At 50.2% G+C, this 14,985-nt stretch carries 14 protein-coding genes; all 14 read left to right on the top strand.

Annotation, left to right across the window (positions count from 1 at the left end):
* Nucleotides 1-175: 175 nt before the first annotated feature.
* The 14 genes from PRIO_RS22610 (at nt 176) to PRIO_RS22545 (ending at nt 14,981) form a co-directional block, all read left to right on the top strand.
* Nucleotides 176-1,207: an aminoglycoside phosphotransferase family protein gene (locus tag PRIO_RS22610; protein WP_020432355.1), complete on the top strand. Its 1,032-nt coding sequence runs from the start codon at nt 176-178 to the stop codon at nt 1,205-1,207.
* Nucleotides 1,204-2,028, top strand: a complete 825-nt coding sequence (locus PRIO_RS22605; protein WP_020432357.1) for a class I SAM-dependent methyltransferase — start codon at nt 1,204-1,206, stop codon at nt 2,026-2,028. The genes PRIO_RS22610 and PRIO_RS22605 overlap by 4 nt, the downstream gene beginning before the upstream one ends.
* 19 nt (nt 2,029-2,047) lie before the next feature.
* Nucleotides 2,048-2,656: a GNAT family N-acetyltransferase gene (locus tag PRIO_RS34030; RefSeq protein WP_081487306.1), complete on the top strand. Its 609-nt coding sequence runs from the start codon at nt 2,048-2,050 to the stop codon at nt 2,654-2,656.
* Between the two features lie 137 nt (nt 2,657-2,793).
* Complete coding sequence (locus tag PRIO_RS22595; protein ID WP_020432359.1) at nt 2,794-2,973, top strand: ribbon-helix-helix protein, CopG family; 180 nt, start codon at nt 2,794-2,796, stop codon at nt 2,971-2,973.
* 140 nt (nt 2,974-3,113) lie between these two features.
* Entirely contained in the window at nt 3,114-3,707 is a 594-nt protein-coding gene (locus tag PRIO_RS36950; RefSeq protein WP_231869737.1) for a CPCC family cysteine-rich protein, read from the top strand.
* A 157-nt stretch (nt 3,708-3,864) separates the two neighbouring features.
* On the top strand, nt 3,865-5,451 hold the full coding sequence (locus PRIO_RS22585) for a sigma-70 family RNA polymerase sigma factor (protein WP_020432361.1): 1,587 nt from the start codon (nt 3,865-3,867) through the stop codon (nt 5,449-5,451).
* 431 nt (nt 5,452-5,882) lie between these two features.
* Nucleotides 5,883-6,092, top strand: coding sequence for a zinc ribbon domain-containing protein (locus PRIO_RS22580; RefSeq protein WP_020432362.1), 210 nt, complete (start codon nt 5,883-5,885; stop codon nt 6,090-6,092).
* 381 nt (nt 6,093-6,473) lie between these two features.
* Complete coding sequence (locus PRIO_RS22575; protein WP_020432363.1) at nt 6,474-7,052, top strand: TetR/AcrR family transcriptional regulator C-terminal domain-containing protein; 579 nt, start codon at nt 6,474-6,476, stop codon at nt 7,050-7,052.
* Between the two features lie 347 nt (nt 7,053-7,399).
* The gene (locus PRIO_RS22570) at nt 7,400-8,311 is read left to right on the top strand and encodes a PfkB family carbohydrate kinase (RefSeq protein ID WP_046504782.1); all 912 of its coding nucleotides are present in this window, start codon (nt 7,400-7,402) and stop codon (nt 8,309-8,311) included.
* A gap of 19 nt (nt 8,312-8,330) precedes the next feature.
* On the top strand, nt 8,331-10,400 hold the full coding sequence (locus PRIO_RS22565; protein WP_020432366.1) for a hydantoinase/oxoprolinase family protein: 2,070 nt from the start codon (nt 8,331-8,333) through the stop codon (nt 10,398-10,400).
* Entirely contained in the window at nt 10,393-12,114 is a 1,722-nt protein-coding gene (locus PRIO_RS22560; RefSeq protein WP_020432367.1) for a hydantoinase B/oxoprolinase family protein, read from the top strand. The genes PRIO_RS22565 and PRIO_RS22560 overlap by 8 nt, the downstream gene beginning before the upstream one ends.
* A 36-nt stretch (nt 12,115-12,150) precedes the next feature.
* Nucleotides 12,151-13,122, top strand: coding sequence for an SIS domain-containing protein (locus tag PRIO_RS22555; RefSeq protein ID WP_020432368.1), 972 nt, complete (start codon nt 12,151-12,153; stop codon nt 13,120-13,122).
* A gap of 20 nt (nt 13,123-13,142) precedes the next feature.
* The gene (locus tag PRIO_RS22550) at nt 13,143-14,099 is read left to right on the top strand and encodes an ABC transporter permease (protein ID WP_046504777.1); all 957 of its coding nucleotides are present in this window, start codon (nt 13,143-13,145) and stop codon (nt 14,097-14,099) included.
* Nucleotides 14,100-14,156: 57 nt separating this feature from the next.
* Entirely contained in the window at nt 14,157-14,981 is an 825-nt protein-coding gene (locus tag PRIO_RS22545; RefSeq protein WP_197545360.1) for an ABC transporter permease, read from the top strand.
* Nucleotides 14,982-14,985: the final 4 nt, after the last annotated feature.

The raw sequence follows: 14,985 nt of genomic DNA, 5'->3' as shown, positions 1-14,985 counted from the left end.
GCTTATAATCAAACTTTCTTTTGAATCCTCACAATGGGTTATGCCACACTGTAGTTGTGAAATTGTATTTCTACTTTTTTCCTATGATAGAAGCCAGCTTTTTGGCTTTTCGCCGCGAAACAGCAGCTTCTTAGGAGGCTGCTTGTTCGCGGTATTTAGATTGGAGGACTTCATAATGAGCGAAATAAAAGCCGAAACTCTGACGCAGGTTTTAAGCAAAATACTCGGTACAAAAATAATCTGCGCCGATTTTCAAACCAAACCATTACATGGTGGTACACTGGGTGATGTACAGCTTGTAACGGGCTATGCCGAAACCGCTGACGGCGGGAAATTACCCTATACAATCGTTTCAAAAACGCAGAAGAAATGGGAACGCTTCAGCGATCCCGATTCATGGCGCAGGGAATATGATTTTTATAAATCCGATTTCGGCGCTCTGTTGTCTGAATCATTCCGATGGCCTGAATGTTATCACGCCGAAATGAACGAAGAAGAAAACGAAACGCAGATATGGATGGAATATATCGACGGCATATCGGGTTTAGACTTAACCGGCGATATGTATGAACGTGCAGCCGAGGAATTAGGACGGTTTCAAGGCAAGGTATATGCCGAACAGCCGGCTTTTTTACAGAATTTGACCAACCTGAGCAAAGTGGAGTATATGAAGAACTTCTATCTTCATTACCGGTCATGGAAAAGAGTGTACGATTATATACGCTCAGACGATTGCGAAATCCCGAAACACTTATGTAAAATGCTCATCGACATTGATGAAAGCGCAGACGAAATATTCAACCGTATTGAAAAGCTGCCCATCGTGCTGTGCCACAGGGATTTTTGGGTAGCAAACCTATTCTATTCAGACGGTAAAACCATACTCATCGACTGGGATACCGCCGGGTGGGGCTATTTAGGTGAAGATTTGGCAAGTCTTATCGCGGACGAAGCCGATATTGAACACATGGTTGAATACTACCGCAGATGTATCCCGGCGTATTACAAGGGCTTTTCGGAATCTGCGGATATTTCACACATAACGGATAACTGCGTTTATGAGATGATTCTGCTTATGTTCGGGTACAGGCTTGTAGAGTGGTATATGAACGCAGGGTCTGGAGACAAACTCCAAGAAACGGATAATCAGAGAACGCTGCACATTCATACCCTGCAAAAAATCTATGAGATGAGAAATGATCAATGATGGATAAATGGTTTCACTTATTACAAAAACCCGCGCTTTGGCAGCGAAGCCACGAACCTTTTTGGGATGACGAGCATATCTCAAAGGGGATGCTTGAAGCCCACTTGAATCCCGATTGGGACGCAGCCAGCCGTAAACAGAGTTATATAAACCGCTCCGTGAAATGGCTCTCCGGCGTCATCCCGGCAAATGGAAAAATCCTTGACCTCGGTTGCGGGCCGGGGCTTTACGCAAAAAGACTTTCGGGTATGTGGTATGACGTAACCGGTGTTGATTTTTCAAAACGCTCTATCGCGTATGCAAAAAGTCAAGACGCAAAAACCGAATATATATATAAGAACTACCTGGACATTGAGTATACCGCAATGTATAACGCTGTTACGCTGATTTACGGTGACTATGCCGCGCTAACGCCCGATGAGCGGAAAACGCTTGTGGAAAAGGTCCATAAAGCTCTTAAACCAGGCGGGTTGTTTATATTGGATGTTTTCACTGAGAAGCAGTTTGAGAACAAGAAAAGCTCAACCTCTTGGGCATTATGTACAAACGGCGGCTTTTGGAGTGCCGAACCGCATATATGCCTTGAAGCGACGTATCTCTATGAAAACAATACGGTCGCCGTCAATAAATATGTGATATTCGGCAAAGACGGGCTTAAAGAGTATTTGATATGGGACACCGCCTATACCGTTCAAAAGCTGACCGAAGAGGTATCCCCATTTGGGTTTACGGTAAAAGGCGTATTTGACGATGTGTGCGGAAGCCCGTACACTGGCGAAGCGGATACGCTGTGTTTCATAATGGAAAAAGGTGCGGAATGAATATAACGATTGAGCTTGATTGGCTGCGGCAATCCGATTGTACGAAAGGTTTGGTTTTTTCGTCTATTCCGAAACCGATAAAGAATTTTGCAGGAGCTATATAGTGGATTACGGGGTGCAGATTTTATCCCTGCGCGAACACCCCGAATGGGCGGATGAATGCCGTGAATTCCTTTTGGAACATTTCAACGAGTTTACATCATTACATCCAGCGGAAGTGTTGGCAAGCGCCGAACCATTTCCACAGGGATATTTAATGCTAAAAGACAACAGGGTTATCGGTTGGACTGGACTTCTTGAAAAAGAAGCCGTTACCGGCAGAGTGTACGGGTGGGAAGGAACGCTTGCGAAGGAAGAAGTTGTGAGCGAAGACCTCTCCCCATGGATTACACCTTTATTAGTGCATCCCGATGAAAGGGGCAACCTTTACGGCAAAATGCTCTTAGAACACGCGCGAAAGGAGGCCGGGCGGCTTGGCTTCAAGCTTGTTTACCTCACCACCGGTGAGATCGGTTATTACGAAAAGTATGGCTTCCGTGAGGTCGGTCTGACCACCTTCACATGGGGGCGGCCTACGAAGGTCTATGGTCATGATACTATCATTAAAGAAGTACAAAATGAACTGTAAAGGTAAGTTCGAGATAGAAATCTCGTGAAAAATACCTAACCAGCCGAGAAAGAATTACCGTTCGGCGCGGGAAATCAGATTGACTTTTTGTCCTGACAATAATAAATTATTGTCAGGACAAAAAGCGAGGTGAAGTGATGTCCTCTAAAAAGATGGGGCGTCCACCATCTGACAAACCCAAAAGCAAAACGATTGAGATACGTGTCGATGAGGAAACGATGAGTAAGCTTGATGCTTCTGCTGAAAAGCTAAATACGTCACGTTCTGCAATTGTCCGCAAAGGGATTGAAAAGGTGTATGACGAGCTCCAAAAATAAAGAAGGAAGCAGCGAGCATCCCGAGAAGAACACCGCTACTTCCTATCCCGCAACCGCTTGGATAAGCAGACTGCATAAATATCCTACCATGTGCAGGAGTCTCATTCAAGCTATGCGATGACATTTATGGGAGGATGAACATGGAATCAATTCTGGCAGCTTTATACCACGGGCAACTCCAACCCGATGAGACAATTGTGCCGTCTCATCCTGTATTCGGTTTTTCGCATACATTTGGCCCGCCCACCTCCGCATTGCCCATTGTGTTCGGTTTTTCACATACATTCGGCCCACACACCTCGCGCCTGCCCATTGTATTCGGTTTTTCGCATACATTTGGCCCTACCGCCTCGCGCCTGCCCAATGTGTTCGGTTTTTCGCATACATTCAGCCCGCACACCTCGCGCCTGCCCAATGTGTTCGGTTTTTCGCATACGTATTTATCGAAATTAGTGTCAGCAATCCTGGATTCTAATCAGGAGGTTGAAGGTTTGCCGGAAGAACTTTATAGTTGTCCGTGTTGTGAATTTAAGACCCTTCCAACAAAGGGTGAATACGATATTTGCCCAGTATGCTTTTGGGAAGATGATGGAAGTAGAGACCCAAGCCACTATAGTTCACCCAACCACATGACTCTTGCTCAGGCTCGTGATAACTTTATTAAGTTCGGTGCTGTGGATGAGTCTTCGTTACAATTTCTTCTGTTAGATAGACTTGAGTTGTTTAGTAAATAAGTGATTGGCCTGCTTGCACCAAGTCGGGTTAACCGAACCGGGGTACCGGCTCAATAAATGTGATGAAATACTCTGGGGGCTGTATAAGATGTAACCTTTCCCCCTCATTATGGCACCTATAGGTTAAGAACATGAGAGAAAAGAGGCAGGCGAGCGTATGCGGCAGTGGGTGGAGAAGGCGAGGCAGGGGGATGCGGAGGCGTTCGCGCAGCTGATGGCGCATTGCCGGGGGATGGCGTATGCGGTGTCATACGACATGCTGAAGGATGTCCATCTGGCGGAGGATGCGGTTCAGGAGGCGTTTCTTGAAGCCTATCTGAATCTGCAAAAGCTGAGCGAGCCGGCCGCGTTTCCGGGCTGGTTCAGGACGATTGTAGTGAGGCAATGCCAGCGGACCCTGCGGCGCAAGCGCCATCCCTTGCTCCCTCTGGACGAAGCTCTGCAAGGCTTGCAGAATGAGCCGGGTGCAGCGGATATCCTGGAACGGAAGGAAGCAGAGCAGGTGCTGCAAAGCTCAGTGGCGGCGTTATCCGCCAAGCTCAGAGTTCCGGTGCAGCTGTTTTATTTCTACGGCTATTCGCTTCAGGAAATATCCGGATATCTGGGAACTCCGGTGCAGACACTCAAGAAGCGGCTTCACGATGCCCGCCAAAAGCTGAAAGGCACACTCCCGGTAGCCGACCTGGCATCCGTGTTCAATCTTTTGTATGAAGGAGGCGGAAAAATGCTGCATATTGTGAACGGAGATGTTGTGGGCAACATGCTGAAGCATGGCATTGTTCAAGGAGAGGTACTGGTGTGGAGGGAGATTTACTCTTCCGGGCCGGTATTTGCAGACCTTTCCGGGTCCCGGGAACGGGCCGAACGCGCCCGGGTGCTGGAAGCAACTCTCGGGATTCCGGCTGGTGAGTATATGACAAGCTGTGAGGAACAAGAGCGGAAACTTCGTGAATATGCCCAATACGATGAAGTCGTACTGTGGTTTGAGCATGACCTGTTCGACCAGAGTATGCTTGCCTATCTGCTCCATTGGTTCAAGGGGCAAAAGCTGGGCCGGACCAAGCTTAGTCTGCTGTGCATCGGGGAGTTTCCGGGAATTGAACGGTTCCATGGTCTGGGGCAGCTTACTCCGGCCCAGCTAGGAACGTTATCCGGGACCTGGCGGACGATTGGGCGGCCGGAAATAGAGCTGGGAAGTGAGCTGTGGCAGGCGTATGCTTCTCCTGATCCCACCCGGATGGCTGATTTACTGGATCAAAAGAATGCAGAACTCGCAGCATCCGGCCTGCCTTTTGCCAGTGAAGCCTTCCGGACGCATCTCATGCGTCTGCCTTCGGTGCATAATGGCCTCGGGATTGTGGAACAGGCCACATTTGATGCACTTGCATCCGGGGCACATACGCCGCTGGAATTATTCCGTCAGGTGACTGACACGCTGCATGTGCTCGGCATGGGGGATCTCGAATATTGGAAGGTTCTGCGTGCGCTCACGGCAGGGGAGCATCCTCTACTGCACATCGAAGGTGTTGAGGGTTACACGGATTTCCGGCAGATTCCGGAGTTCCTGAACCGCAGGGTGGCGGCGACAGCGCTGGGGCAGCAGGTCCAGGAAGGGGCGGCGGACCGCGTCCTGGTCCAAGGAATAGACGAGTGGTATGGAGGTCTGCACCTGCAAGGGCGTGAGGTGCCGTGGCGGTGGGATACTGAGGCTGAACAACTGGTCCCCCAGCTAAATACACAGTAAATACCGGCTGCCGGGATAATATTGGAAATTGTTTTTTGCCGCTTACCATAACAAAATACGATTTTTAACGTATAATTATTATTCTGATCTGCGAGAGTCATTTTATATGTCCGGATACAAATCAATGAACTCCAGTTACATTTCGGAATAAAATAAATATATGCCCTGCCCTTCTTGCATCTGCAAGTGGGTCTTTTTTACTTATTCATCCGGTTCGCTGGTTAAGGAAAATTATGGGTGGTATGATGGGGATACCTTATCAGCGGGTCAATGAAAAACGGCCTAGACCCGAGGGCGAATCCAAGTACAGCTCTGCGCCTTAAGCATCAATGTACGCGATAAGTTTATTTTCCGCCCCGGTTTAACCGATGTAATACGTAACAGACGCAACTCAAGATGAACCAGAGAAACCTTTTGGAGGAGAGAGTACCATGGCTAAGAAACAATTTATTTGCAGTAAATGCGGATGTAAAGAGTATGCCGTGGATCAGTTTCAGGCAACCGGCGGCAATTTTGCCAAGCTTTTTGATGTCCAGAATAAAAAATTCATCACCATCAGCTGCCGGGAATGCGGATATACTGAATTATACAAGTCCAATACGGCAAGCGGCATGAATATATTGGACTTCTTGATGAATTAGAATTAGATACCCTGAATTACATATCTGAGGCCATCCGAATATCATTGGAATTCATTGAAGGTCATACTTGAATGTCTGTCCGCTACTCTTGTGCTTCTATTCACAGCTTGAACACTGCCACCCCGCCCCGGATCCCGGATCTTGTCATCCCATAATGCCTGAAGTCTCTGTACCTGCTCCTGCGAGCAGTGCAGCACGTGTGCGGATGACCTCCGGCGCGGCGGCTTTTGACCCCCGGTGAAGGAGCATCGTTATATTAGCCGGAAAGACAGCATAAATGGAATGGGAATTTTCAACCCTTTGCTCATATATTGGAAAAAGAAGTAAACTTTTTACATAGTATAATCATCCATTTATCCATCAAGGGGGCAGATGCAAGCGATGTCCTATTCACAAGTCACGAAAAACGCCTTAGCACACTCACTCAAAAAGCTGATGCTCACAAAACCGCTCCACAAGATCACCATTCAGCAGCTTACGGATGATTGCGGGGTGACCCGGCATACCTTCTACAATCATTTCCAGGATATTTATGAACTGCTTGGCTGGGTCTACCAGACAGAAATCATTGAGGATCTTGAGCAGTACCGCAATTGCGCCGGCTGGAAGCAGGGGTTCCTGAGCGTACTGTATTATACACAAAACAACAAAACCATTTGCCTGAATACCTTCCATTCGCTGGGCCGGGAGCACTTGGAGAGCTTTTTGTACGGGGTGATCTACGGGGTAGTGATTCAGGTCGTGGAAGAACTGGATGCGCGGGAACCGGAACGGGCGGACGTGCAGGCCAAGCAAGAGATTGCTGATTTCTATACATTGGCTATTCTCGGGCAGGTGATCCATTGGCTAAAAGCAGGAGCGGACTCTGACCCGGCCTGGATTGTGGCAAAGGTAGCCCGGATTATGGACGGAAGCATCTCCCGGGGGCTGGCCAACTATCTTACCCCCTCATACAAATGAACTTGGTAACTGTATATTGAATGAATGGAAAGAAGGATATCCACAGCCGCAGCTTGCGGCGGGGATATCCTTTTTTGTGCGGAAACATGGCAAATTATATGAAAAGTGCAGCTTGAAAACATAACATTATAGTTACATAAAAATTACATAAAAAGGCCATTTGGCTGATTTTAAACGTAAAATCTGCTGAAAAATAATTTTTATCTCAATGATAGCGCTTTATCAATGCCATATAATCTAACATTTGAATTGACAACACTTAAAATTTGTAATAGATTATTAAAAAAACATATAAGTTTATATAAGCGATTATTAGTTTGTATACTTTTATAAGAGGGGTTATGCGCATGGTGAAAGTGATTGGCATAGGAGACAATGTCGGAGATATCTATTTGGATTCCTATGAGATGTTCCCCGGTGGACAAGCCCTTAACTTCTCCGTCTACGCCAAGCGGCTGGGGGCAGAATCGGCTTATATTGGAGTTTTTGGCGATGATGCAGTGGCCCGCCATATTGCCGGTACGCTGGATGAAGTCGGAGTTGACCGCAGCCATTGCCGCCATGTCCAAGGGGAGAATGGGTATGCTCTGGTGGAACTGGTAGACGGGGACCGGGTTTTTCTGGGTAGCAACCGGGGCGGGGTGCTGAAGGACAAGCCCATCATTCTTGACAGCCGGGACGAGTCGTATATTAGGCAGTTTGATCTTGTTCATACCAGCAACAACAGCTATTTCAATGAGCAACTGTCCAAGGTTCACAAGCTGGGTGTAGCCATCTCCTATGATTTCTCAAAAAGCTGGAGCAATTGGAGGGATGTGGAGCAAATCGCCCCTCACCTGGACTACGGTTTCCTCTCATGCAGCAGTGATATGACGGATGAAGAGGCGGGGGAGACCTGCCGTAAGGTTCATGCGCTGGGCTGCCGCAGCGTAGTCGCAACATTGGGGAGCCGGGGGGCTTGGTTCTATGATGGAGAACTAAGATTGTTCCAAGCCTCACAATATGTTGATCCGGTTGACACTTTGGGGGCAGGCGATTCATTTGCGGCGGCGTTTCTGGTTGATTATTTGCGTCAGAACAAGCTAGATCAGGGTCTGATGAATACCAGTACGCATGACCGGGAAGAAGCCTGCCGGCAGGCACTCGCAAGCGCAGCTGCATTTGCGGCCCAAAGCTGTCTGGAACGGGGGGCCTTCGGCTACGGCAAAAAATATCAGCACCCGCTGCCGAAACGGCCGCGGACGAACAAATCATCCTAAGAAGGCCAGGTGAACATTGATGAGCTATATGATTGGCGTGGATGTCGGCGGAACATTTACCGATTTTTCTTTGTTCGATAAAAAGCAGGGCAAGCTGAGCCATTTCAAGCATAGCTCCACCCCGGAGGACCCATCGAAAGCCATTGTCGACGGTGTCATTCATATTTTAAGCGAGCATGCGATTCTTCCGGGTGACGTAAGTTATCTTGCCCATGGGACTACGGTGGCGACCAATGCGCTTATTGAGAAAAAGGGCGCCCGGATCGGACTCATTACGACAAAGGGGTTCAAAGATTTAATGGAAATCGGCTGGCAAAAAAGGCCGTCCTTATACGACCTTCTCAAAAAGAAGCCGCCGAGCCTGATCGAATCCGGACTGATCTATGAAGTGAAAGAAAGAATCCTCTACGATGGCACGGTTGAGACGGACATTGACGAAGAAGAGATTTCGGCGGTTGTCCGCGCTTTGGCCGCCCAAGGTGTGGAAGGGTTCGCCGTATGCACTTTATTTTCGTTCATTAACCCGGCCCATGAGCTGAAGATCAGGGAACTGATTTTAAGGGAATGCCCGGATGCCTATATCACCCTGTCCTCCCAGCTTGTTCCTGAATTCCGGGAATATTCGCGGATGAGCACAACGGTGCTGAACACCTATCTTGGTCCTGTAATGAAGAGGTATGTTGACAGATTCGGCACATCGGTGGCTGATGCGGGAGTGGAGGCAGATCCTTATATTACGCAATCCAACGGCTCCGTGATTTCGATTGCCGAAACCATTGAAAGCCCGGTCAAAACGGCGGTATCCGGCCCAAGCGCAGGAGTCATCGGTGCGAACTACATCGCCGGACAGTGTGGAATCGAAAAGATTATTACGTTTGATATGGGTGGAACAAGCATTGACGTGAGCCTGATCGAAAACGGCGTGGCCCAAATTTCCAATGAACGGCTGATTGAAGGTTATCCGGCCCGGATTCCGATGATCGACATTGCAACCGTAGGCGCCGGGGGTGGCTCAATTGGGCAGATTGACGAAGGCGGCGCATTAAAGGTAGGCCCGCAAAGTGCAGGGGCGCTGCCGGGACCGGCCTGTTATGGACGGGGCGGTGAACTTCCCACGGTTACCGATGCAAACGTGGTGCTGGGGAAATTGAACCCTTATCGCATTCTGGGCGGCCGAATGGAGATCAAGGCTCCGCTGGCCGAGCAAGCCATCACCCGCCATATCTCGCAGAAATCAGGGTTAAGCCCCGATGAGGCAGCCGCAGGAATTGTATCCGTTGTCAATTCCAACATGATCCGGGCAATCCGGGTCGTGTCCGTAGAGAAGGGGTACGATCCCCGTGAATTCACACTGATGGCTTTTGGCGGCGCAGGACCGCTGCATGCATGTGAGGTTGCGCAAAAAATGGGCATCCACCGGGTCCTGATCCCGCCTTCTCCCGGAACGCTGTGCTCGCTTGGCCTGCTTATGGCGGATACCAAATTCGATCTCAGCCATTCCCGGATGTTGATTGCCGATCCAAGCAATGTACCCGCCCTGCAGGAAATATTCTCCCGCATGATCCGCGACGGCAGTGCATTCCTGGACAAAGAGCAGGTCGGCGACACGGAACGCGAATTCAAGTGTACGGTCGAATGCAGGTACGAGAAGCAAAACTATGAAATTCCGATTTCAATCGACCCCGGATTAACGGGGGATGTTCTGGAGCAGATGATTCAAACGTTTCATGCCGAACACGAAAAACTGTACGGCTATTCCAATCACAATAAAAAAATACAGATGGTTAACTACCGGGTCAGCGCCATCGGCGTAATTGACAAGCCGGATCTGCCCGTCAAGGAAGCGGTCCCCGGTGCCAAGCCGCCTGAGCCGGCGGAAGTGCGCAACGTTCTGTTTGAGGGTGAGCCGGTGAGACATTTGACTAACGTTTACCACAGGGACGAGATAGAAATCGGCTGTCAGATTCAAGGTCCGGCGATCATCGAGGAAATGGACTCCACGACCATTCTCCCTCCGCATTGGGAGGCTTATGTCGATGAACTGGGCAATATCAGGGCCGCTTATCGGGAGGTGAAAGGAAATGAATAAGCACAAGGTCGATGCAGTGACGGTTGAAATTGTCGGGAATCTGCTGCTCACGATTGCTGAAGAAATAGGCATCAGCATCATCAAGAGCGCCTACTCCTCGAATATCAAGGAACGGCGGGATATATCCGCCGCAGTCTTTGACCCGGAAGGCAATCTGGTGGCCCAGGCTGAACATGTGCCGATGCATTTGGGTTCATTGCTCAGCATCGTTAAGGAGGTGTATAACAAGTATCCGCCGGAAGCCATACAGCGGGGAGACATGTTTATCGGAAACGATCCGTATAACGGAGGCGGTACCCATCTTCCGGATATTACGATCGTAGCACCAGTGTTCGCGGGCGAAAGGCTCATCGGCTGGGTGGCCAATTTGGCCCATCACAGCGACGTAGGCGGAAAGGTGCCGGGCTCCACCTCCGGCGACGCCGTCAGTATTTATCAGGAAGGGATAAAAATCCCCATCTCCAAAATTTGCCGCCAGGATGAGGTCAATGAAGAGATTGTAGATTTTATTATGACCAACAGCCGCATTCCTGAAGAACGTTACGGCGATCTCCATGCGCAAATGGCCTCCAACCGGGTTGGGGTGAGAAGGCTGCTGGAAGCCTATGAACAATATGGGGAGACACTGGTCTTAAGCATGGCCCAGCTGCAAAATTATGCAGAGCGCAGATTAAGGGCGGGCATCGAAAAGCTTCAGGATGGTGAATACAGCTTTACCGATTACATGGATGATGCCGGAGCGGCCAGTCCCGATCCCATCAAGCTGACCGTAAAAATTACCATTCAGGGAGATGCGATGGAACTGGACTTTGCGGGCTCACAGCCGCAGGTAAACGGCCCGATCAATGTCACGTATAACGGGCTGCTGGCCACTGTCTTTTATTCGATCAAAGCGCTCATAGATCCGGATATCTACTCCAATGCAGGCATTTACCGTGCATTTACGATCAAGGCCGAACCCGGGCTGATTATCAACGCACGCAATCCGGCCCCGGTCGGTGCGCGGATCGACACCTGCATGCGGGTCAGTGACGTCATCTTCGGTGCGATGGCACCGCTGGTCCCGGACAGGGCCATCGCAGGGTGCAACAGTTCATGTACGACGGCGGTATTCAGCGGATATGACCCCCGTGATCCCGATCAATTCTATGTCTATCTGGAGACGATCGCCGGGGGTTCGGGGGCCAGCCGGCGGGCGGACGGACTGAACGGTGTGCAGGTTCATTTGACGAACACCTCCAACTTACCGATTGAAGCGCTGGAAATGGAGTTTCCGCTGGTAATCGTGCGGGAATATTCCCTGATTGAAGACAGCGGCGGAGCGGGTGAGTACCGCGGAGGCCTGGGAATCCGCCGGGAGTTCGAGTCCCGGTTTGACCAGGTTACGTTCACAGGACTTGGAGACAGGCAGAAGTTTCTCCCCTGGGGCTTGAATGGCGGCGGAGAGGGGGCAGGAGGCGTCTATCAGCTGAAACGCGCCGACAATTCTGTAGAAAGACTCCCTTCCAAATGTACGGAGATCGTCCTGAACCGGGGGGACCGGATCGTCATCCACACGCCGGGGGCTGGCGGCTACGGCAATCCGGCCGACAGAGACCCTTCACTTGTCCTGAAAGACGTCATTGAGAAGAAGATCAGTATCCGGCAGGCGAAAGAGAAGTATGGCCTGCCAATCATCCAGACCCCGCAGGGATATCAAATTGCCCAACAATAAGCGGATAGGCACCTATCCGGCAAACGGAGGAGAACCATGGAAATTAAGGACATTATCAGTGACATCAGAAGCAAGCTCAAGGAAAACGGGGGACTGAAGCATATTTACTTTGTTGCCTGCGGAGGCTCCCAGGCGGCAATCTTCAGCGGCCATTATCTCATTCAAAAAGAGGCACGGACCTTCGGAACCTCGATCTATAACAGCAGTGAATTTGTCCATGCGACACCGGCGATGCTGGATGAACAGTGCATTGTGGTGCTGTGCTCGCTAAATGCCACGGCTGAAACGGTGCAAGCCGTTCAACTGGCGAATGAGCGGGGAGCCTATACAATCGCCATGACCGGGTTTCCCACCACAGAGATGGCCACAAACGGCATGTATCCCGTAGTCTATTCGAACGGAGAGCAGCAAATTTACAGCCAAGGCAACCAATCCTCCGTACTGCGCATCAGCTTTGAAATTCTGCATCAGTTCGAAGCCTATGCCCACTACCAGGCGGCGCTCGAAGCATTCACCAAGGTGGACTCGATAGTGGCCAGCGCCCGCACTTATATCAAACGTATCGCCAGCAGGTTTGCGGATGAGTACAAGGACGATGAAATCTTCTACGTCATGGCAAGCGGCCCGGCCTATAGCACAGCTTATACGATGGCTTATTGCCACTTTATGGAGATGCAATGGAGGCATGCGGTGCCGATGCATTCAGGTGAATATTTTCATGGACCGTTTGAAACGACCGATAAAAACATCCCGATCATCCTCTTTGTGTCGGAAGGCGCCACCCGTCCGCTCGACGAACGGGCTTTGACCTTCCTGACCCGCTATGCCCAGCGGGTGACTGTCATCGATGCAAAAGAACTGGGAATTAACATCATTGACGATTCCGTTGCCGAGTATTTCCTCTCCGTCATCATGATCCCGGTGGAACGGGATATCGTGTCCCGTATGGCTGAGATCAGAAATCATTCTATGAATATGCGCAGATACATGTGGAAGGTGGAATATTAAGCAGAATGTAGGTGGGGTGAATGATGAAAACATATGTATTGCGGCGGCTGCTCATCGCATTGCCGACGTTTTTGGGAATTACCATACTGGTGTTTTTTGTTTCCTACCTGGCGTCGGGAAGCCCGCTGGAGCTGCTGCTCAGCAATCAAAACATTTCGGAAGCAGAAATTGAGCGGCAGCGGATCAAGCTTGGTTTGGATCAGCCGGTCTATATGCAGTATTTTTCCTGGCTGGGCAATATGCTTACAGGCAATTTCGGCGAATCGTACCGGACGATGGAAGCCGTGACCAGCATGATTCTTAAAGGTTTGGGGGCTACCTCCATTCTAGTTGTCGCTTCGGTCCTCCTGGCTTGCCTGATTGCCATCCCGTTAGGCATCCAGTCGGCAAGGCACCAAAGTAAATTATGGGACAACCTGGCCGCTGTGTTTTCCTTCCTGGCCACCTCAACGCCCAGCTTTTTTATTGCCTTGGTGCTGCTTTATTTATTTTCGGTAAAATTGCAGCTTCTGCCTATCGGCGGAATGTACACCGTTGGGACAGCTAACAGCTTCTTGTCATTATTGGCGCATCTGATTATGCCTTGCCTGGTGTTATCCTTTCACATGATGGGGACGCTGATTCAATTTACGCGCAGCAGCATGCTGGAGGTGATGCGGGAGGACTACGTCCGGACCGCCAAAGCGAAGGGATTACAGGAGCGTGTGCTGATTGTAAGACATGTGCTCCGGAATTCCCTGATCCCCGTGGCTACCTATCTGGGGATGGAGATTCCGCTTCTGCTCGGCGGTGCGGTCGTTACCGAACAGGTTTTTTCCTGGCCGGGGATCGGAAAGCTGATGATTCAGTCCATCTCCGCCCGTGACTATCCTGTCATTATGGGAGTTACGGTGCTGGTTGCGCTGGCAGTCTTGATTTTTAATCTTATTACGGATCTTGTCTATGGATTGTTGGATCCGAGGATTCGTTATGACTAGGTGGCGATCTGTATGGTGAAAGCAAACAGCAGAAAACGGACAGTCTTCCTTAACTTTATGAAACGGTATTGTCACAACAAACTGGCTATTGCAGGACTGGTCTCCATCGTGCTGATCGGGCTGCTCGTTGCCTTTCTCCCCCCGTTCCTGCAATATGCCGAAGACCAAATCGACCCGCTCGCTTTCAGCGCAGCCCCCGGCGGCAGCCATCTCCTGGGGACGGATGATGTTGGACGGGATGTCCTGAGCCGGCTGTTAAACGGCGGACGCGTATCGCTTTTTGTCGGGATTCTCTCCGCATTGATCAGTGTCGCGCTGGGGATTCCGCTCGGGCTGCTGGCTGCCTTTTTCCGGGGGAAGTTCGAAACGGTGACCATGCGGTTAGCTGATATCTTCCTGTCCTTCCCGAATATAATTCTGATCCTGTTTCTGGTCTCCATTTTTGGCCCTTCCATTATTACGGTAACTGTGGTAATCGGCGTACTGGGCTGGCCGTTTTTCGCCAGGCTCATGTTTGGCACCGTGCTGAGCATCAAAGAAAAGGATTATATCGAAGGTGCGGCCGCTATCGGCGAGAAGCAGAGAACCATCATTTTCAAATACATTTTGCCCAACGCCATCGCGCCGATCCTCATTCAAATCACCTTTCGGATTGCCGGGGCGATCATTCTTGAATCGTCACTGAGCTTTCTCGGCATGGGTGTTCAGCCTCCGGCTGCTTCCTGGGGGAATATGCTGTACAATGCGCAGTCCATCACGATTTTATCGGAACGGCCATGGATGTGGCTGCCTCCCGGACTTCTGCTTATCCTCACTATCTTATCCATTAATTTTGTCGGCAACGGCCTGCGGGACGCATTGGACCCCAAAACCAGACTTTAAACAA

Origin of the sequence: Paenibacillus riograndensis SBR5 (assembly GCF_000981585.1) — a bacterium.
Classification (GTDB): domain Bacteria; phylum Bacillota; class Bacilli; order Paenibacillales; family Paenibacillaceae; genus Paenibacillus_AQ; species Paenibacillus_AQ riograndensis.
This window is presented reverse-complemented; position numbering and strand designations above follow the sequence as displayed.